Annotated in this window: 10 protein-coding genes; 5 read left to right on the forward strand and 5 right to left on the reverse strand. The window is 64.6% G+C overall.

The annotated features are described in order from the left end of the window. Positions 1-7: 7 nt before the first annotated feature. Positions 8-742: an energy-coupling factor ABC transporter ATP-binding protein gene (locus SH412_RS13025; RefSeq protein WP_336523953.1), complete on the forward strand. Its 735-nt coding sequence runs from the start codon at positions 8-10 to the stop codon at positions 740-742. A gap of 210 nt (positions 743-952) precedes the next feature. On the opposite strand, the gene SH412_RS13030 is transcribed toward SH412_RS13025, so the two are convergent. After that, complete coding sequence (locus SH412_RS13030; protein ID WP_336523954.1) at positions 953-4471, reverse strand: UvrD-helicase domain-containing protein; 3519 nt, start codon at positions 4469-4471, stop codon at positions 953-955. A gap of 311 nt (positions 4472-4782) precedes the next feature. Here SH412_RS13030 and SH412_RS13035 point away from each other — a divergent pair, with 311 nt between their 5' ends. Beyond that, on the forward strand, positions 4783-7020 hold the full coding sequence (locus SH412_RS13035) for a serine/threonine protein kinase (RefSeq protein WP_336523955.1): 2238 nt from the start codon (positions 4783-4785) through the stop codon (positions 7018-7020). A 26-nt stretch (positions 7021-7046) separates the two neighbouring features. Here SH412_RS13035 and SH412_RS13040 read toward each other — a convergent pair whose 3' ends face one another. Both SH412_RS13040 and SH412_RS13045 read right to left on the reverse strand, forming a co-directional pair. Then, the gene (locus SH412_RS13040) at positions 7047-8420 is read right to left on the reverse strand and encodes a carbohydrate porin (RefSeq protein ID WP_336523956.1); all 1374 of its coding nucleotides are present in this window, start codon (positions 8418-8420) and stop codon (positions 7047-7049) included. A 237-nt stretch (positions 8421-8657) separates the two neighbouring features. Beyond that, positions 8658-9947 (reverse strand): C45 family autoproteolytic acyltransferase/hydolase, encoded by a 1290-nt coding sequence (locus SH412_RS13045; protein WP_336523957.1) that lies wholly within the window; start codon positions 9945-9947, stop codon positions 8658-8660. A gap of 207 nt (positions 9948-10154) precedes the next feature. On the opposite strand from SH412_RS13045, the gene SH412_RS13050 reads away from it, so the two are divergent. The 3 genes from SH412_RS13050 (at position 10155) to SH412_RS13060 (ending at position 15372) form a co-directional block, all read left to right on the forward strand. Then, entirely contained in the window at positions 10155-13655 is a 3501-nt protein-coding gene (locus tag SH412_RS13050; protein ID WP_336523958.1) for a PVC-type heme-binding CxxCH protein, read from the forward strand. A gap of 182 nt (positions 13656-13837) precedes the next feature. Beyond that, positions 13838-14332, forward strand: coding sequence for an ankyrin repeat domain-containing protein (locus SH412_RS13055; RefSeq protein ID WP_336523959.1), 495 nt, complete (start codon positions 13838-13840; stop codon positions 14330-14332). 257 nt (positions 14333-14589) lie between these two features. Beyond that, a complete protein-coding gene (locus SH412_RS13060; RefSeq protein ID WP_336523960.1) occupies positions 14590-15372 on the forward strand; it encodes an SDR family NAD(P)-dependent oxidoreductase in 783 nt (260 codons plus the stop codon). Positions 15373-16090: 718 nt separating this feature from the next. Here the strand turns inward: SH412_RS13060 and SH412_RS13065 are convergent. Next, positions 16091-17857 carry a DUF885 domain-containing protein gene (locus tag SH412_RS13065; RefSeq protein ID WP_336523961.1) on the reverse strand — a complete coding sequence of 589 codons (1767 nt, stop codon included), beginning with the start codon at positions 17855-17857 and terminating at the stop codon, positions 16091-16093. Positions 17858-17990: 133 nt separating this feature from the next. Then, on the reverse strand, positions 17991-19271 hold the full coding sequence (locus SH412_RS13070) for a PQQ-binding-like beta-propeller repeat protein (RefSeq protein ID WP_336523962.1): 1281 nt from the start codon (positions 19269-19271) through the stop codon (positions 17991-17993). Positions 19272-19316: the final 45 nt, after the last annotated feature.

The following is a 19316-nucleotide window of genomic DNA, read 5'->3' on the forward strand; positions in this document are numbered from 1 at the left end:
TCGGCAGTTGTCCTACCGCTATCCCACCGGCCAACTCGCTCTGGACGGGATGACGTTCAGTCTCGGCCACGGCGAACGCGTCGCACTCGTCGGACCCAGCGGCGCCGGTAAATCGACGCTGCTGCTCCACCTCAACGGCCTGCTGCCGGCCATCTTGCCCAAAAGCCCTGCGGAACCCGCCGTCTACGTGGCGGGCGTCCCCGTCGTCCCCGCACAGCTTTCGCTGATTCGCCGCCAGGTCGGACTGCTGTTTCAGGACCCCGACGACCAGCTCTTCTGCCCCACCGTCCAGGACGATGTCGCCTTCGGTCCGCTCAACGCCGGCCACGGCCTCGATGAAGTCCGCCGCCGCGTAGCCCAGTCCCTGTCCGCGGTCGGCCTGCCGGACGCCGGCCCGCGCAATCCGGCCCAACTCAGCGTCGGCGAACGCAAACGAGTCTGCCTGGCGGGGCTCCTCGCCTGCGAACCGTCCGTTCTCGTGCTCGACGAGCCGACGGCGTCGCTCGATCCACGAGCCCGGCGGCAATTACAGGGAATTCTCCGCAGCTTTCCCGGCCTGCAGCTCATCGCCACGCACGATCTGGATTTTGTCCTCGATCTCTGCACCCGCGTTCTGGTCATCGACGCCGGCCGACTTCAGGCCGACGGCCCCCCCGAGCGCATCCTGTCCGATCCGCTCCTCATGGACCGCCACGGACTCGAAGTCCCCTGGCGGCTCCGCCCGAACAACGTGTCTCGATGAAGGGTAGGGGGGCGGCCGAGTTCATGCGGCGATCGGAGAAGATACCGGAAAGTGAGAATTGAGAAGTGAGTAGTGTAAAGTGACATATGGTTCCGTGGCCCGTATCAATCGTAGTACCGCTCGATATTCCGCACTTGCCACGACTCAATTCTCACTTTTCACTCTCCGCGAATTGCCAATTCTGATCAATCAGCCCGAATCATTCCTCGTTCAACGCGCCGCAGCTTCAACAGCCGCCTGCAGTTGCCGACGGACGACTTCCCGGGCCGCGTCATCCCATGGCAGCGCCACGCGGCGGTACGCAGGACGCAGCAGCACCAGGCCGACTTCAGCCAGCGGCTCCCCCAGCCACGATTCTGCGGCCAGAGCATAGACCCCAAGCTGAAACGCATACGGCGCCAGGATCTCGGCATCAGGCTTTGACGCGGCGGCCTTGCCAGTCTTGTAGTCCAGCAGCTTCCACCCCCCCGCACTCTGCACCAGGCAGTCGATCTGCCCCACCACGGCGTGCGGCTGCGCCCCGGACCGTGCGACCGGCAGGAGAAAATCCAGCTCGCGAAACAGTTTCCCCGCCTGTTGAAGTTCGGTGGAGATCGGCGCCGAGCACCATGTTTCCACAAGCTCCGCCACCAGCCGCCGGTCTTCCTCGGCAACCGTCTTCGTTTCTCGCCGGCAAACCTCTGCCAAAGCGATTGCCCAGCTTTCCGGTTGCCGCAGATCGACCTTTTCCATCACGGCATGAAACAGTGTGCCAACCAGCGTCGCCCGATCCCGATCCCACGTCGACGTGTCCCGCTCGCTGTCCCCGACCGCAGCCGCCGCTGTCGGCTCGTGGCCGCTGACCAGGTCCTCCAGTTGCGACACCGAAAAGAACCGGGCCGCGGTCGCATCCGGCCGAAAAATTCGCGCCGCATCCGGCGGCTCGTCCGGCTCAGCCGTGATGACCGTCTCCGCCAGTCGGGCCAGAGAAACTCGTCCTCCCGCACCGTTGTCGGCGGGCGTTGCCGACGGTGGTTCCCGGTGGACGACGACCAGCGGAATCGCGTCCGGATCGGCCGTGCTCCCCGCCGAGGCCCCCAGCAGGGCATCGAATTTCGGCAACCCCGTGTCGAGATGAAACCGGCTCGCCAGCGTCTTCATCCACGTCGATTCGGGCTTCAGATTCGTCTCCATTCCCGCCGAACAGATCAGGATGTCCGCCGCCCGCGTGACTGCAACGTACATCACCCGCAGCGTTTCCGCATCGTCCGCCGTCTCTTCCAGCCGCCGGTAGATCTCCAGCCCCAGATTGGCCCGCTCGACGCCGAACGTCGGCGGCAGGCGGAGCAGGGCTCCCAGCTCTGGATGTAGGACTGCCGAGCCGGCCCTTCCGGCTCCTTTGCGATTCATATCCGCCACGACGACGACCGGAAATTCCAGCCCCTTCGACTGATGCACGCTCATCAGCCGGACGACGTTCCCCGTCTCCGGCAGCGTCGTGGCAAACTCCTCGCTCGTCTCCTGCAGCACCGAAGACTGCAGCCGCTGCACGTAATCCTGAAACGTAAACTGCTCCGAGGCTTCAAAATCCCGCGCCAGGTCGATCAGCTTCCGCAGATTCGCCACCTTGCGCGAACCCAGATGTTCGAGCATCAACGCTGCGTCGTAAGCCGTCCGGTCGATCGCCGACTGCAGCAGCTCCGAGATCGCAACATGGTCTTTCCGCGCCCGCAGCTCCCCCAGCGTGTCGCGCGCAAACAGCCACCGCCCCCGCTGATCCTCCGGGAGAAACTCGGGCGGCGTCCGCTGCAGCGCATCGTGCCACGCCAGCCCCGGCTGGTGCATGACATGCAGCGTATCGTCGCTCAGATTGAAGAATGGCGAACGCAGCACACCCACCAGCCCGATCGCATCGTCCGGATCGCTCAGATACCGGCACAAATTCAGCAGATCGTAGACTTCCTGCTGGGAGAAGAACGCTTTGCCCCCCACCAGGTAATAGTCGATTCCATACCGCCGCAGGGCGGTTTCGTACTCCTGCACGTTGGTCAGCGCGCGAAACAGCAGCACCACGTCCCCGGGCGACACCCGTCGCAATCCTCCGCCGACCTGCTTGTCCCGCACCACCGGCGTCGGATCATCCAGCAATTCCCGGATCCGCCGCGCGATCCAGTCCGCCTCTCGTCGGCGTTTGCCCGCCGCGCTGTCGTCCGGATCGCCGTCGGCGTCAAACCGGCCAGGAGCGTCCGGCGAATCGTGTGTGGCCCACAGGAACTCGATGACCGGGGGCGGCGTATGCTGCGTTTCGTCAAACGGCTCCAGCGGCTCGTACTGGTCCCCCATCGCCGACGCGAACAGGTGATTGACGAACTTCAGCACCTCCGGCTGGCTGCGGAAATTCTTATTCAGCGGCAACTGCCCCTTGCGGGGAATCTCCGCCCGCAATGCCTTGAAGACGTCCGGATCGGCCCGCCGGAAGCGGTAAATCGACTGCTTGTGATCCCCCACCAGAAACAGCCGACCGCTGATCAGCGCCGCCCCGCAGATCTGCCGGACAATCTCCGCCTGCACCGGATCGGTGTCCTGAAATTCATCCACCATCAGCAGCCGGATCCCCGCCCCGATCCGCTGGCTGACGTGCGGATCGCTCCGCAACAGGTTTCGCGCCTGCAGCAGCAGGTCGTCAAAATCCAGAACCCCCTGATCCTGCTTCGCCTTCTCGTAGGCATCTACCGTCTGCCGCAACACCCGCAGCCCCCGCCAGCAGAATTCGGCCGCCAGATCCAGATCCTCCACGCCGGGATCCAGCAGCGCATGCAGCTTCTTGGCCTCGTCGCGCACCGCCGTCAGCCCCTCTTTCACCGCGTTGTAGATCTCTTCGTCCGGCCAGTGCGCCTTCGTCCCGCCCCCCTGCACGCGCGCGTTCTCGACAATCTCACCCAGCCCCTGATCGTAGTCCGGCCACTCGGCGTGCGGCTTCCCGAGCCAGTCCAGCAGCACCCGCCGCCGCTGCAGCATCGTGGCGTGAGTCGGCTCGTGCCGACGGAGCAGTTCCAGCAGCCGCTGCGTTCCCGCAGATTCCTGCAGCCGCCCGACCAGTTCCGGCACCAGTTGCGTTCGCCAGCGATTCAGCCAGTTCTCCGCAATCGACTCCGGCGTAGCGTCATCAAACTGGCTGAACTCGATCCGGAACCGGTCCTGCGTCAGCCCTTCGAGCAGCGTCCGCGTTTTCTCCAGCCCGAACACCAGCACCAGTCGGCAGACGTCCTCGTCATCCCGCTCCAGCAGTCCGTGCACCACATCCCGCACGACGTTCTGAAGCAGCGTATCCGCCAGGGACGGCTCCAGCAGCGAAAACCGCGGATCCAGCCCCGCCTCGACCGCGTGCGACCGCAGCAGCCCCGTACAGAACGAGTGAATCGTGCTGATCCGTGCGGAATCGAGCCCGCGCAGGATCTTCAGCCAGTGATCGATCTCGTCACTCGTGCAAGCTGCCAGCCGCTGCTGACACGCCGCCCGGATCCGGTCCCGCATCTCCCGGGCCGCCTTGTCGGTGAACGTGATCGCGACAAGCTGCTGAAGGTCGCATGCGTCCGGCCCCGGTTCGAGCTGCGACAGAAACCGCTGTGTCAAGACAAACGTCTTCCCGCACCCGGCCCCCGCGGACAGCCCGACGGAAACATCCCGTGTCGTGATCGCCAGCGCCTGCTGCGGCGTAAACTTCGGCCTGCCTGAACCGCCTCCGCTCATTGCCCGCCATCCCTTCCCGAACCGCCTGTTCGCGTGTCGCCCCGATCATCGACAGTCGCCGCAGACCATGCAACCAACAAAGGGAACGTCGTCGGTGGTCAGTGGTCCGCCGTCAGTGGCCTGTGGAAGAAGACTTCATGCGCCAGATTCACTCGCGATGAACTGCGGGCGATCAGCCGGCCCCTCGCCACTCGCCACGAATCACTCACCACTTCACCCCCCCCTTGTCCCATCCCTCCCGATATGGGATATTCCCGCACAGTCGGGCGGCTCCGCCCGGCGCCGTTTCGCCAGGAAGGGATGCCTGAGCCGTGCTCGAACCGCCGTCCGATGCGCTTGTCGCCGGGCTCGCACAACTGGGATTGTGCCGGGCCGCCGACTGGCGTCGCGCGCGGAGTCGGGTTCGCAAGCTCGCTCGCGACTTGCCGGCATTCGATTCCGTCTGGATCGACGCCCTCGTCACGCTCGGCCTGCTGAGCCCGTTTCAGGCCCGCATGGTGGAAGACGGCCGCCTCGCCGATCTGGAAGTCGGTCCCTGCATACTGATCGACCAGCTCGGCCACAGCCGGATCAACCAGACCTGGCTGGCTCGCAATCGCGCTCAAGGCGACCGCTGCGTCGTCAAACGCATCCCGCTGCCCCCCGAGAACTCGGAGGCTGCTCTCAAGCGGCTCGAACTCCTTGCGAATTGCCTGTCGGGTCTGGCGGAACCGCATGTGGTCGGCCCCGCCGTCTGCCAGAACGACGCCGGTGCCGCGATTCTCGTCTCCCATTGGGTCGCCGGCGTCCCTCTCTCCGAACTCCTGGTTCGCCGAGGGCGTTTCCCGGCGTCCGTGGTCGTTGATTTCGCTCGTCAACTCCTCGCCGGGTTGGAGGCTCTCCATCAGCGAAATATCGTTCACGGCGACCTCCGGCTCTCAAACATTCGTCTGACGGACGCGGGTCGGTCCGTCCTGGTCGACGCCGGCATTCGCCCGGCCCTGTCCCCCGAACTCCAATTGCACGCGATCCAGTCCCCCGAGGCCTGCGACACCACCGCCCCGGAGCTGATTGGCACTGGACTCGCAATCACGCCGGCGGCCGACCTCTACGCGCTGGGCTGCGTGCTCTGGCAGCTCCTGGCCGGCCGGCCGCCATTCCCGATCGCCGATCCGCTGGCCAAGCTGGCGGCCCACCAGACCGGTCGTGTCCCGGATGTTCGGGACTGGGCGCCAAACACGCCAGATCCGCTGGCCGACCTGATTCTCCGGCTGACGGCGCCGCGCCCGGCCGACCGTCCGCCCGGAGCCGCCGCCCTCCTGGAAGAACTCGGCCGGCCGGGACTCCACTGCCGAGCCCGGCTCCGAACCTTCCGCAAGCTCTTCGACGGCGCCGTTCCCCATCTCTCAACGCCGGCCAGTCGCGGCCTCGGCGGCTGGGCCTGGACGGCGGCGACGATCTTCCTCCTCTCGGGACTGGCCGTCACCCTCTCGGATTCCAACCGGCGCGGAGAACTGCTCAGCCTCTGGTCCCCGAATTTGACGACTGCAGGCATCGAAACCCCGCTCGCCGCATCCCGAGATGAAACTCACTCCCCGGACCAGCCGAAGGCGCCCCTTCGCACGTTGCTCGAACTCCCCGAACCCGACTCACAGGGCGTCTTGACGCTCGCCACGGGAACGTACTCCCCGCGAACCATCACCCAGGTCGGCTCGCTGGCAATTCGCGCCGACCACGGCGCCCGGCCGGTCATCAAGATCGGCGATCGCCCCTGGCAGATCACCGCGCGCGAGTTCGCTCTCGAAGGAGTCGCAATTCAGCAGACCACAGCTTCTGCATCCGCCAAGCCGCTTCGCGCACTCCTGCTGATCCGGACCCAGTCCATGACTCTGCAGGATGTCGCCTTCGCAGTCGCCGAAGAACGGCCGACTCCTCCCCCTGACGTGCCGGCAGTCGCCTGGACGCAGATCGACCGCCAAGACCGCACCGCCGGACTCGCGGTCCTGCAAAACGTCACCGCCACCCGCCCGGGACCGCTCCTGTTCTGTCGCGAAGCTCCGCGCGAGATTACGTTCGACAACTGCTTGAAAACAGAAGCGGGAGCCGCCCTCGTCGTCTACCAGAGCCACAGCACCCGGCCGATTCATGTCGGCCTGACGCAGTCGACGCTCCGCGGCTCGGGACCGCTGATCAGCCTCTGGGGCGAGTTCGCCGAGCGGTCCGGAGCGGCCCGTCTGCAGGTCGACGCCGTTGAATCGGTTTTCGCCCCGGCCGATGACACCCCGGCCCTCATCGAACTCGCCGCCGAACGCCTGCGGCACGACTGGTCCCAGGCGGTCGTCTGGACGGGCGAAAGCTCGCTCCTACCGTCAGGTCTGGAGCTCGTGTCTCACCGCGATCCCGTGCAGCACACGGTCGAACGCCTGGAATCGACCGACGTGTCCGCCGACGGGCTGACGGTCGATGCCTTCGAATTCGCGGGTCCGTCGCTGACCTCGCCCCCGGACAGCCGCCTCAGCGCCAGCCAGGCCCCGCGCCGTTCGACCGAGTTCCCTGGATTTCGACCATAGAAATCAGCGACGTTCGGCGAATCCTCTCAGAACACAAGCTGCGCCCGCAGTCCGGCCACGACGGCGGTCTCCGCGTCCTGACGCGTCGGATTGAGGATCTGCAGGTCGGGCGTCACCCGGAACCACTTGGCGACTTCCACATTATAAAACAGTTCCACGCCTTCCTCGTCACCGATCGGCGTCACAGGCTGCAGGCTGTTGATCAGCATGTTGCTGACGCCGGCAAAGTAGTAACCCACGCCGAACGTATCCCTGCTGCGCCCCGGCAGCGGGCTGGTCCCCCCCACGCCGACCGTGGCGATCCAGGCCACCGGGTTCGGATTCGCATCCGAGAAACCGAACAGCCCGAACACTCCCCACCCGCAGCCCGGGCGGCAGGGATCTTCATAAAGATACTGATCGAACCGGTACACCAGCGCCCAGGAGCCGGTCTCGTGATTCGTGAAGGTCGCCTCCGGCACCGGAAAGTAGACGTGGCCGCTGCTCTCAAGACTGCTGTACTTGCTGCTGCTCCATGTCCCCATCACCCCCTGGTGGCCTTTGCGTCCGAGAATCGTCACCGGAACAAAGACATTCCCGAAGACTACGGCGCCTCGAGAGAAGAACGATTCGAACCCCGTCTGAGTCGGCGTGTTATTGGCGTCATAGATCGTGAATGACGCCACCGGCTCTCCGTCGCGGAGCATCGCCCCGCCGGCTGCCAGCGTCGAGTACGGAATCGCCCGGGCCAGCAACGGGCTGAACACAAAGGCCTGGTTCTGGAAGCCGGTAATCCCGCGCTCGCCCGAGAACACACCCTTGAAGGTGTCGAGCGAATTCACTTTCCCGGCAAAAACGACGAAGTCCTCGCTCAGCGCCTGAGTGATCACAACTCCCGTCAATGCGGCCATGTTGCCGCCTGCCGTCGGAAACACCATCGGCGTATTGACGGCCGCCAGTGCCCCAGTGCTCCCGTTGACCGAATCCCCCAGCCGGCCTTCGCCGTGAAAATCGACAAACAGGCCGTCCCAGAGACCTGCCTTTCCACCATCCAGTGTCACGAATTTGTCGAATTTCCAGCCATATGCCGAGTTCTGCTCAAGTCCGCCGCTGACCACCCCCTGGTAGAATTGCGTCAACTCGAACCGGGCCGTCAAACCGTTGTCCGCATAACACTCCCGCAGATCGCAAAGATCCTGCACCGTCTGATTGGAACCGAACAGCGCCGCCGGGTCCTCGTACCAGTCCGGCTTCGTCGCCTCCCCGGCGTTCTCGGAGAATACAACCGCCGGCGGCAGCGGTTGAACCGGCGCCGCAGCGGGAGGAGTTGCGGGAGCAGGAGAGGGTGGCGCCTGAGCGGCCAACGGGCCGGCGGCCAGACAAAACACCGCCAACCACGCGATCTTGCGACTCACAGGCATTCCTGACACATCCCTGGCCCAGACATGGAATCCTGCGACAACCACACATCGTCGTCAGCACGGACTGGGACTTCCGTACGCAGTGATCGGAGCAGCCTCCGACGTTCCAATACCGAGAATCGGGACAACCGTCGCCGTCGACAAAATCGCTGCGTCCCATTCGTTACGCGCGTCGCAGCCCCTACAATCGCCACCAATTACCACCCGTCCGGGCAAACGGCTCCCGGACCAGGAAATTCAGCGAGTGACCGTTCCCGCCGGCGCCCCGACCTTCAAATCCGGGTGACCATCGCCGTCCGCGTCGATCGTCTTGAGGTCCACATAGACATACGGCCGCAAGTACGCCTCTTCCTTCCCCTTCGCATACGAAACCCACATCCGCAGAGCGGTCGCATCGTAGACCACGTTCTCCACGTTCCCCCCCTTGATGGGAATCCGGTTCGCCAGTTCCACCAGCTTCTCGCCGGTCAGTTTCCCGTGCTGGCCCTGCAACGTCGGAAACGCCCCCCGGCCCTCATCGTTGTAGACCACGCACGAGAGAACCTGCGGTGCAAACTCGTCCGCGGGATCATTGTCCTTCCAGATCTGCAGCCACTTGTCGACCCCCTCCGGCGCATGCGCCCGCACCTTGACCGCCCCCAAATCCTGCTGGCCGTCTCCAAACACAAAGTGATACCGCTTCGTCGGCGGCTGCTCGCGAAAGATCTCCACCGCCCGGCTCAAGGAGTCCCCGTCATACAGCATTGTCCGGAAGAAAACCGTGAAGTGCGGCGCATGGACCTGGTACGGCGCTTCCTTCCCCGACGCGTCTCCCATTTCCGACAGCGCAATCCCGCGGGCGTTCATCCCCGTATGCGCGCCGATCATCCCGGCAAACGTTGGCACCACGTGCGGAATTCCCCGGTCGGGGATGTAGACCACGATCACTGGAAACTCGTGAGCACCGACTTCCAGACTCCAGTCCAGATTGCGAGTCTGATACAGATGCCCGTCCTCCGTCGCCTTCCCCCACGCCGCAATGCTGCTGCACGAATATGGCATCAGCAGCGGAATCGCGTGGAACGCCTGCAGCGTCGCCAGCGGCACCCCCGAACCATCCGCCAGCCCCGCCAGCTCCTGCTCGACCCGGTCGTCGGAAAACGCCGCCGATCGCCCCCACACCTCGGTGAAAGTCTCGACCTTCACCCCCATCTGCTGGCTCAACCCGGCCACGGTCGGCGGCACAAACTGCTGGATCTCCCCCCGCAGCAGCCTCCCGAGCTGCTTCCCCATCTGGTACGGCGTCCCTCTGACAACAACCAGCGGGTACGCGACGTCGCCATTGCGAACCACCGTCCGATGACCGCTGCCTCCCTCCGCCGGCAGCGAAAACGGCCGGGGCGACTTCTCGGCGACCGCCCCCTGGGCAATCGTCTCGGGCTTATCTTCCGCCGCCAGGTGCGAGGACGCAGCCAGCAGGCAGACCGCTGAACCGGCGAAAGCGCATTGAACGGCAATTCGGGAGAACAGATGCAGGAAGTGGGACATGGAGCGGAGCCTCAGAGAGTTGAGACGTTGAAGACGGGAAAACGGGTCGAACCGCAGCATCTTGCCGCGCTCTGGACAGGCCGTCCAGCATCGAAGATCGGCCCGGTCAGATTCTAAAAACTGCGGCCGACAACGGATCGCAGGACGCTCCCGACCGCCGTATGCTGTTCGAGTTCGCCGCCAGACCGTTTCGCCGAGGACCGCCGCATGACTCTTCGACAACTCGCGCTTGCCGCCGGGGCTTGCCTCTTGCTTGCTTTGAAGTCATCCGCTGCCGCCGAAATCCCGACTCCCCAGGACGCCCCGAAACCGCTCTCTCCGGCCGAAAGCGCCAAGCAGTTCCATCTGCCGGATGGCTTTCGCCTGGACCTCATCGCCGCCGAGCCATTGATCCACGAACCCTCGGGCGTCTGCTGGGACGAACGTGGCCGGCTCTTCGTCTGCGAGCTGCACGGCTACAACCTCGAAGGCCAATTCGACATCGAAGAATTGAACAAGACCGGCGAACTCGACCGCGTCGTTCGACGGGTGCAGGCCGATGAACACGCCAAGGCGGCGGCGGCGAAAGAAACTTACGGCACCGTCAAACTGCTGACCGATACCGACGGCGACGGACAGATGGACCACGCCGAGATCTGGGCCGATCGTCTCCCTCCCTGCTATGGCCTCTGCCCGGCCCGCGGCGGCGTGATCGTGGCCTGCGCCCCGGACATCGTGTACCTCGCCGACCGAGACGGCGACGGCAAAGCCGACTTCCGCGAAACCCTCTTCACCGGCTTCGCCGTCGGCATGCTCGAACGGGGACTGAACTGCCCCCAATGGGGCCCCGACAACTGGATCTACGTCGGCGGAGGGCAGGGGGGCGGCACGATCACCGGCCCGCATCTCCCCGCCCCCGTCCAGCTCCCGACCACCGATTTCCGCTTCAAGGCGGACGGCTCCGCCATCGAACCTGTCACCGGCAAGACGCACACCCTCGGCACCACCTTCACCGAATCCGGCGACCGCTTCGTGATCTCGACCAACACCCCCGGCATCCAGGTCGCCCCCATCCCCTGGCGCTACCTGGCCCGCAATCCCGACTACGCCGCCCGCGACCTGACCGTCAACGCCGCGGCGGACAACCGCGTCTATCCCACCAGCCGGCCCCATCCCTGGCGCACCCGCCGGGCGGAAGACCCCGGCTTCGCCAAGTACTACACCGACCGCTACGGCATCGCCGAATCCGCCCCGAACGGTTACTTCACGTCGGCCTGTTCGCCGCTGGTCTACCAGGACATCGCGCTCCCCGGACTCGCCGGACAGGTTCTCGCCTGCGAACCGGCCCAGAACCTGATCCATCGCGCGGTGATCACGCGAGACGGCCCCCGTCTGCATCTGACGCGACCAGCCGGCGAAGAGCAGTCGGAATTCCTCTCGTCGAGCGATATCTGGTTCCACCCGATCTCGCTGGCCATCGCTCCCGATGGCAGCGTGTTGATCACCGACTTCTACCGCGAAATCATCGAAGATTACTCAGCGATCCCCCGTTACCTGCAGCAGCAGTACGGCCTGATGCACGGCAAAGACCACGGTCGCTTGTGGCGACTCACGCATCGCGACGCGCCGGCCGCGGCGCCGGCGGACATGTCGCGACTGACGACCGCGCAACTGGCCGACGAGGTCGCCAGCCCGCGCTTCTGGCGGCGGACCACCGCCCGCCGGCTGCTCGTCGAACGACAAGCCGACGACATCGCCCCATCACTCGTCAAGCTCGCCAGTACCACCGAGCAACCGGCCGCTGCACTGAATGCGCTCTATACCCTCGATGGGCTGAATCGGCTCTCGTCCGACGTCGTCCTTTCTGCCTTGACCTCCAATCATTCCGCGGTCCGCGTCCACGCCTTGCGCTTCGCCGAACGCTGTCTGGGCAGCGAACCGCGAGTCCTCGACAGCGTCCTCGGCCTGTCCGGCGATCCGGACGCCACGGTCATCCTGCAGCTCGTCCTGACGCTCGGCGAATCGTCCGATCCACGCGTGCTGCCGACACTGGTCCGACTGGCCCGCCAGCATGGAAATCTCCCCTGGTTCGAACCGGCGCTCCTCAGTTCCCTGTCCGGCCGTAGCGGACCATCTCTGCAACTGCTGCTGCGGGAGCCGGGCCAATTGGAGCACGCCGCACGCCTGGTCGCGCCGGTCAGTGCCGCCATTGCCTCCCGCAAAGATGCCGCAGAGCTATCGGCCGCACTGCTGGCTCTGGCCAGTGTCGACGTCCCGACGATCCAGCTTGCGGGCTTGCAGGGCATCCGCTCCCGATTCAAAACGGTCACAGCGCTTAACCTGACGGATGATGCACGCCTCGCAATGAAAAAACTCGCCGCCGGCCCCAACGACGACCTCCGCACCGCAGCCCGGGATCTGATCGCCATTCTCAAACTCGAAAGTCCCGCCGAACGATCGGCCCGCATCGCACGCGCCACGGCGGCGCTCGGCAACCTCGAACTCCCGGCCATGCAGCGCGTCGCCGCGGCCGAAGAACTCTCCGCCGAGAATGATGCAGCAATCACCGCTCTGTTGATCAACCAGGTTCCCGCCAGCACGCCCCAGGTCCGCGAGGCCATTCTGACAGGGCTCTTCTCGCGCACCGACCGCCTGCCGGTCCTAGTCACCGCCCTCGAAGAGAAAAAACTTCCGGCATCGGCCCTGTCGGGACTGCAGCGGGTCGCCTTGACCGAACACGCCGACTCCAGCCTGCGCACCCGCGCGATCAAAGTCCTTGAGTCCACATCTCCGGTCGACGACGCATTGTTCGACCGCTACGCCGCCGCCCTCAAGGGGAAACGCTCCCTCGCCCGCGGCGAAGCGGTGTTCCGCGAGAAGTGCGGCATCTGCCACCAGGCCCACGGCCTCGGCGTCGCCGTCGGTCCCGATCTGAGCGCCGAATTCCAGCGGGCCGAGGAAACCCTGCTCCAGGATATTCTGCTCCCCAGCCGCTCGATCACCGCCGGCTACCCGACCTACGTCGTGATCACCAGAGACGGACTCTCGCTGACCGGTGTCCTCGCCACCGATTCCGCGGGCGGCATCACGCTCAAACAGCCGCAGGGGAAAACGCAGACCGTCCTCACCAAAGACATCGAAGAACTCCGTTCCAGCGCCGTCTCGCTGATGCCCGATGATCTGACGAAGACGGTCTCCCCGGAAGACGTCGCCCACGTCCTGGCCTGGCTCCGCGCCCCGACCAGCCGGGCCGTCCTCATCGACGAGAACCCCGCTATCGCATCGTCGCTCAACGAAGGGAACGGCGCCGCAGTCTTCGTCGCCGGCGATGCTCAAAACGGCCAGCTCGCCCTGAAAGTCACGCCCCTCCAGCGGCACTCTCCGCGGATTCCCGGCTGGGAGTTCCGCATCCGCGAGAACCCCGGCCCCGGCGAGTACCGCTACCTCCGCTTCGCCTGGAAATCCCTCGGCAGCCGCGGCGTCCTGATCGAACTCGCCAACAACGGCCAATGGCCCGACGCCGGCTCGCCCAGGTTCCGCTACGTCGCCGGCGCCAACACGACCGGCTGGCAGGCCACCCGCGTCGCCGACGAGGCCCCGACCACCTGGACCGTCGTCACCCGCGACCTCTGGCAGGACTTCGGCGACTGCACGCTCACGGGCATCGCCCCCACCACAATGGACGGCCCCGCGTTGTTCGATCAGATTGAGCTGCTGCAGAAGCCATAACCCCAATGTCACAACGCCGCCGTGTGCCACGGCCGTGCCGGCCGTGTGTTCGCTGGCACACAGCCTGACCACTCGCACGGCTGACACAGCCGTGGCACACGGACAGATGCACAAATCCGCAAACCGGTCACCTTGATGCACTTCCGGCACACAACTCTCATTCTCTTCAGTGAGTTTCCGAGATGACAAGTAAAGCGATCGACGGATTTATTGCACGCATTATTGCTGGCGACAGTTCGGTCGTTGCCGACTTGCTGAATATCGGAATTGATCTGGATACTGTCGGATCAAACGGGCGTAGTCCTCTGTCGACGGCAGCAAGTGAAGGCTTTGTTGAAATTGTGCGATCGTTACTGGGGAGTGGTGCATCGGTTAACGCAGCCGGGGAATACGGACTAACAGCTCTCCACGAAGCAGCAACGAATGGACACGTTCAAGTGGCTCTCGCTTTACTCGGTAACGGTGCGACAGTTGATGCAACGACGGTTTGGGGATCAACTCCGCTCATGTGTGCTGCAGCGCTCGGGCAGATCGATGTGGCCCGAGTTCTGTTGGAACATGGTGCGGACATCACTCTCAAAGACAAGAGAGGCGGAACTGCCTTGGACATTGCATGCGAGAAGGGTGAGGATGAGATGGCCGCATTCTTGGAGGCCGCTGCAGGACATCGTACGTAGCGTTGCCAATAATGCGGGGTTCGCATTCTGATACTGGCCCGGGTCGTAAAGCGACGGGAGGCTGTTGACGTCACGCTTTGGCCTTCACCGCTCGCGGCGTCGCTACACCGGCAGCACGAAGACGTGCAACCCGTGCAACCCCGCCATCCGAACATCAGGACGGATTCTCAAAGGGGCCATCCCACCGACCACTCGCACGGCCGACACGGCCGTGGCACACTGAAGACGCTTACCTTCCACCAGCCATCGGACGCCCCATGCAACTCCAGCACAAAACCGCCATCATCACCGGCGGAGGAACCGGCGTCGGCCGGGCCACCGCGCTCGCCCTCGGCCGCCTCGGCTGTCACGTCGCCATCGTCTATTCCCGCTCGAAAGCCGAAGCCGAAGAGACCGCCCGCGAAGTCACGCTGCTCGGCGTGAAGGCGATCGCCCTCCAGGCCGACGTCGCCGATGACGCGGCCGTCCGCCAGATGGTCTCGACTGTCGCCGCCGCGTTCGGCCGGATCGACGTCCTCGTGAACTGCGCCGGGACGACGGAATTCATTCCGTTCCCCCATCTCGACAAGGTCACCGACGACGTCTGGCAGCGGCTGTTCCAGGTCAATGTCGTCGGCGCGTTTCACTGCGCCCGGGCCGTCCGCGAATCGATGCTGGCGGCCGGCGGCGGTGCAATCGTCAACGTCTCCAGCGTCGCCGCTCAACTGGGGCAGGGGAGCTCCATCCCCTACTGCTGCTCGAAAGCCGCCCTCGACAGCCTCACCGTCTCGCTGGCCCGCACCTTCGCCCCGCAGATCCGCGTCAACGGCGTCGCCCCCGGCTTCATCACCGGCCGCTGGCTGGAAGGGGGCCTCGGGGCCAATTACGAACGAACCCGCGACGCATTCGCCGGCTCACTCCCCCTGGGCCGGGTCTGCGATCCGGAGGACATCGCCGAGGGCATCCTGAGCCTGCTGACCGGCAGCGATCTCGTCACGGGGCAGACGCTGGCCATCGACGCCGGCATGCTGATCGCCGGATTTCAGGCGAGGATTGTGTGAGATGGTCAGTTGTCCGTGGCCAGTGGTCAGTTGTTGGAAAGCGATGATTTAGTTCTGGCTCTCGACTGATTTTCGACATTTCTGGAGGAATGGAAGAGCGAGTAGCCAGAGGAAGACCGCGCCACCCCGGGCCTCGGGAGCCCCGACAGGGGCAGAACAATATCGTCCAGCGGCGTAAGCCCTGGGCGCGACTCTGCTTGGCTGGCTATTCGCTATTCCCTACTCGCTATTCCCTCGTGTTCCCTCTGCGAGAAATCTTCCACAATTTTTTTGAATTTCCCCGAATCTGCTCTTGCACAACTCCCGTACCAGTGTGAGCGTGTCCCCTGGTCGGGCGGTTCGGTGCAAATGGTACCACGTCGGCGCATGGCCGCCGGCGCTCTGAGAGCCGAACCCTCGACCCGGGCCTGATCAGGGCCCGCTTGACGGTCCCGCCGCAAGGCGAGACTGGGGAGCGCACCTCACGTGCGCACAACCTCGACGTCGAGTCTCCAATACGTTTGCGCGGGCGAAAGCCCGTTCCTGATCACACCAGTTCAGGAGGGATGGGGCCGACTTCGACAACCGGCCCCATCCCGATTGGACTCGGCTAATCCGATTTCAATGCCAGAGCGAACTCAACGAGCCGCGCACAACGTCACCGTGCGCGCCCTCTACTCCGCCCATTTTGCACTTTGCATTTTGCGTTTTTCAATTTGCAATGCATTTCCCCGGTCGCTCACTCCGGCACCATCTCTCCCAGCAGCAGCGCCTTCACAAACTTCACCGACGGCGACCCCGCATCGATCACGCGGTCGTGGTACCGCTTCAACGAAAACTCAGCTCCCCACTTCGCTTTCGCTGCGTCCCGCAGATCGCGGTGCTCCTGAAAGCCCACGAAATACGTCGCAAGTTGGGCGCTGGTGAGCTGGGACCGGGTCCATTTCCCCGCCGCCTCGCGCTCTTCCTGAAACGTGTCGTGCGTCATCAGGTGCATCGCTGCCTCCCGTTTCATCCCGTCCACGTGGACTCCCTGGTCCAGCAGGGCGTTGGCGATCGTCCGCAGGTACCACTTCAGCGTGACCAGCCGCATCAGCGGATCGTCCGCCAGAAATCCCTCTTCCGAAACCATCTGCTCCGTGTAACAGGCCCAGCCTTCGATGAACACTCCCGAGCCCAGCAGCGCCCGCAGCCGGCTCGGATTGCGATTGGCATGGGCAAGCTGCAGGAAGTGCCCCGGCATCGCTTCATGCACGGTCAGATTGTGGATCGACCGCAAGTTGTATTCCCGCAGGAACGAGGTGCATTGCTCGTCGGTCCAGTCGGCCGGCAATGGCGCGACGGCGTAGAACGTCTTCTGCCCGACTTCCAGCGGTCCCGGCGAATCGCAATAGGCGACCGAGACGCCGCGCTGAAACTCCGGCATCACGATGATCTCCAGCGGATCGTCGGGAATCGTCACCAGGTCCTTCCGGCGGACGAAGTCGGTCGTCAGCGCCAGGGACTTCTGCGCGGCCTCGACCACGCCGTCCCGCGGCGGAACCGCCGCAGCAGCCCGCTCCAGCGCTGCCACGATCACGGTCTGCTGCTGCTCTTCCGTCGGTTCCAGGGGCAGATCCGCAGCGGGATCGGCCTTGCGCTGTACCTTGCGGGCAATGGCATACATTTCCGCACGGACGCGTTTCAGTTCAAACTCCGCCCGCTCGCGGACCTGCTGCCGCGTCAGCGCCGCCCCGAGGACATGCGCCAGTTTTTCCTCGTAGAGCTGCAGGCCCAGCCGGAACTCGCCCCCCGCGTGCGGAATCAGTTCCTGCTCCAGCCACGTCTGGTGCTTTTCGACTTCGTCGGTCGCCAGCTTCATCGCCGCTTCCAGTCGGCCGCGCTCCGCGGCGGCCAGCTTCCCCAGTTCCGGGCGGACCATGTTGTCGAGAATGCTCAGGAGACCGCGATTCTGCTTGCTGGCCGTCTCCGCATGCACTTTCGGGACCCGGGCGGGAACCAGCGCCCCGCGAATCTGATTAAACAGCGTCGGCAGCTTCTCCAGCCGGTCGGCGACCGAAACCAGCCGGCGCTCCACCGGCGCAAAGTCGCGAGCCATCAGGGAGTAGATGGAACCGCCTGTGAGCTGCGTATAGCCGATCGGATTCCAGGCCCATTCCTGCAGCCGGTCCAGTCGCCAAAGATCACTTTCCAGCGAATCCTTCAGCATCTGATAATCGACTTGCGATTCGCGCGAAAGCTGGCTTCTGTCGATCGCTTTCAGTTCGGCGAGATATCGCTGGCTGAACTCGCGCTGCCGCTCGCGGCCGACCGCCGAGACGTCATCCAGTTCGCTGTCAAAGCGATGATCCCCCAGTCCGGTGGCGCCGACCGGCGAAAGGGAAGGGGACTCGTCGATGTAGCGGGCGGCCAACTTGGACCAGCGATCGAGCACGGCAGAGTCCTCTCCAAGCAGCAGTGCGGCCTGGCAACAGACAAAGAGCAATCCCAGTCCAAAGTGGCGCATCTCAGTTCCGATGGGTCGCAGTGTCATTGATATCGCGGCGTTCCGACAGCCAGATCGGCCTTCAGGCTCGTTCCGCGTTGCATGGAACAACCTGGCAGATGGCGACTTGCTGATCGGCAGGCGGGAGCCTGCCCTACGGCTTCTCGATGCGATACAGATGGGTCTTCGAACGGAGGATCAGCGCTTTCCCCGCCACCGCGGGTGAAGCCAGGAAACCGTCGTCGAGCTTGTTCTCGGCGACCAGCTCGAATTCGCGGGCCGCTTTGAACACGGGAATCTCGCCCTTCTGCGAGCAGCAGTAAATCAGGCCGTCTGCGTACAACGGCGAAGCCCAGTACTCGCCTGGCAGACGCTTCGTCCAGAGCTCCTTGCCAGTCTTGGCTTCGAGGCACGACGCCACGCCGCCGTCATTCATCATGAAGAGCAGGTCTCCCAGGAGGAGCGACGATGGTCGTTTCGGAACGGACTTCGTCGAGCGCCAGGCGATTTTGTCCGTGATATCTCCCGTCCCATCGGCCGCGACCGCGACGAGAGGATTTGGTCCGTCCGCCGTGTTGATGTAGACCAGCCCGTGGCCATACAACGGCCGGCCCGCCGCGTTCATTCCGCCATGCTTGACGGTCCAGATGGGTTCCCCCGTCTGAGGGTTGTAGGCGATGGTGTGGGAGGCGAACGGGCTGATCAGCAGCTCGCGGCCCCCTACGTGGATCAGCAGCGGGGTCGAGTAGGCTTTCTTGGCATCGCCGTCGGTCGTGCCGAAGTCGACGTCGCGATCGCGCCGCCAGACAGTTTCGCCGGTCGCTTTGTTGAGCGCGATGATGTACTGCTGATCGAACCCGTCGAACGTCAGATAGAGCAGGTTGCCGTAAACCACCGGCGAAGACCCGGGGCCGCGAAAGTGATCGCACTCCAGATCGGTTCGCTCCCAGAGCGGACGACCCGTTTTCGGATCGAGACAGGCGGTCCCATACGCGCCGAAGTGGATGTAGACGCGTCCCTCTTCGATGTAGGGAGTGGGCGACCCGTAGCTGTTGGTGAGATGCGTGAACTGCGGCTTATCGACCTTGAACAGCACGATGTCGTGCAGAATCTTGCCGGTTTCGACGTCGAAGCAGACCGCCGAGAGCTCCAGCGGCTTGTCCAGCTTCGTTTCCCCCTCGGCCAGGTTATGCAACTCCGGGGCGTTGGTGACCCAGATCTGGTTCCCCCAGACGACGGGCGAGGACCAGGCGCGGCCGGGAAGGGGCGTCTTCCAGACAATCTCCTTCGAGCCTTCGGAGAATTCGACCGGCAGCCCCTTCACGGTCGACGTGCCATCGCCGCGGGGACCGCGGAACTGGTTCCAGTTGTCATCGGCCCCGGCCGCCGACAGGGAGCAGAAACAGGCCGCCAGTGCCCAGGCAAACGCACGCATCGGGAATCTCGCCGAAGAGTTGAAACGGATCAACGAACTCTGCTG

It is taken from the genome of Planctellipticum variicoloris, assembly GCF_030622045.1.
In the GTDB taxonomy this organism is placed as follows: domain Bacteria; phylum Planctomycetota; class Planctomycetia; order Planctomycetales; family Planctomycetaceae; genus Planctellipticum; species Planctellipticum variicoloris.

Coding starts and splice junctions, on each gene's coding strand:
- SH412_RS13030 (WP_336523954.1), bottom strand. CDS start 4,471: ATGAGCGGAGGCGGTTCAGGCAGGCCGAAGTTTACGCCGCAGCAGGCG.
- SH412_RS13040 (WP_336523956.1), bottom strand. CDS start 8,420: ATGCCTGTGAGTCGCAAGATCGCGTGGTTGGCGGTGTTTTGTCTGGCC.
- SH412_RS13045 (WP_336523957.1), bottom strand. CDS start 9,947: ATGTCCCACTTCCTGCATCTGTTCTCCCGAATTGCCGTTCAATGCGCT.
- SH412_RS13050 (WP_336523958.1), top strand. CDS start 10,155: ATGACTCTTCGACAACTCGCGCTTGCCGCCGGGGCTTGCCTCTTGCTT.
- SH412_RS13055 (WP_336523959.1), top strand. CDS start 13,838: ATGACAAGTAAAGCGATCGACGGATTTATTGCACGCATTATTGCTGGC.
- SH412_RS13060 (WP_336523960.1), top strand. CDS start 14,590: ATGCAACTCCAGCACAAAACCGCCATCATCACCGGCGGAGGAACCGGC.
- SH412_RS13065 (WP_336523961.1), bottom strand. CDS start 17,857: ATGCGCCACTTTGGACTGGGATTGCTCTTTGTCTGTTGCCAGGCCGCA.
- SH412_RS13070 (WP_336523962.1), bottom strand. CDS start 19,271: ATGCGTGCGTTTGCCTGGGCACTGGCGGCCTGTTTCTGCTCCCTGTCG.